Raw genomic sequence first — 855 nt, 5'->3', positions numbered from 1 at the left:
TGAGGCGGAAGCCGACCAAGGCTCTCCCTCAGAAACCAGTTAAAAGTAGATCAATAGCCTGGATGATTTCATCCTGATAAAGAGACAATGACGTCACGACTTTTTTCAGATCACGGTCAGGTACAGCAGCCATAAACTGTGTCATCATAACGAACGACTGGTCATCGACTACGAAAATCGGATTCAGTCTCTTTGCCGGCCTGGGTGCCACTTTCTGTGATAAAAGCGGCACCACAATGCGGGTGCCCAACTCGTCAAGCAGGTCTGCCTGCACATCTAAAACGAAACGCGCTTCACCTCGTCCGGCCAAACAATACACATCAAAACGGGCCATTCAGAAGTTCCGATAATCCGCCAGAGGAAGACCATTCTTTTCGACATACTGTCGGGATGCTTCAAGGGAGGAGCGATTTTCTGCGAGCCATTGTTGAGCACGAACCGAAGCGATCGCTGACTTCAACCCCTGTTCGCAGGCCTGCGATATGTTGAGATCAAGCGATCTGGCTTCTTCGAGTAACTGAGCAGGTAACGTCACATTAGTGGGACGACGCAACGGGCTGGTGGAGTGCACACGAACCATAGCTTTGATCCTATTTACATGAGAACTGAAACATAGCACATGTTTATACACATTTCCATGCGCATATTATCATCTCGCTATATGCCTGCTTTCAGAAAACTCCAGCAATTCCTGTTACGTCTGACATGAGGCAGAAGCCGAAGCAGAAGCTCCACTTATCCCTTAACCGGCCGTCCAATCCTCAGATCGCAACCCATCTACCCTCGTAAGTTCTCGTAAGTTTCCAGTCACAACGACAAGCCCCCTGCTTCGAGCGTGCCCGGCAATCATCAAAT

General features: G+C 49.4%; 2 protein-coding genes and 1 pseudogene. All 3 read right to left on the bottom strand.

Annotated elements, in window-relative coordinates; genetic code table 11:
* Nucleotides 1–28 precede the first annotated feature (28 nt).
* Nucleotides 29–334: a CcdB family protein gene (locus GOB86_RS15605; RefSeq protein ID WP_012813344.1), complete on the bottom strand. Its 306-nt coding sequence runs from the start codon at nt 332–334 to the stop codon at nt 29–31.
* Complete coding sequence (locus GOB86_RS15600; protein WP_080587162.1) at nt 335–580, bottom strand: type II toxin-antitoxin system CcdA family antitoxin; 246 nt, start codon at nt 578–580, stop codon at nt 335–337.
* A 162-nt stretch (nt 581–742) separates the two neighbouring features.
* A pseudogene (locus tag GOB86_RS15595) lies at nt 743–855 on the bottom strand (VapC toxin family PIN domain ribonuclease); the annotation flags it as partial.

Origin of the sequence: Acetobacter lambici, assembly GCF_011516885.1 — a bacterium.
GTDB lineage: Bacteria > Pseudomonadota > Alphaproteobacteria > Acetobacterales > Acetobacteraceae > Acetobacter > Acetobacter lambici.
This window is presented reverse-complemented; position numbering and strand designations above follow the sequence as displayed.

Excerpts from the sequence above, each read along its gene's own strand:
- GOB86_RS15605 (WP_012813344.1), bottom strand. The coding sequence starts at position 334 with ATGGCCCGTTTTGATGTGTATTGTTTGGCCGGACGAGGTGAAGCGCGT.
- GOB86_RS15600 (WP_080587162.1), bottom strand. The coding sequence starts at position 580 with ATGGTTCGTGTGCACTCCACCAGCCCGTTGCGTCGTCCCACTAATGTG.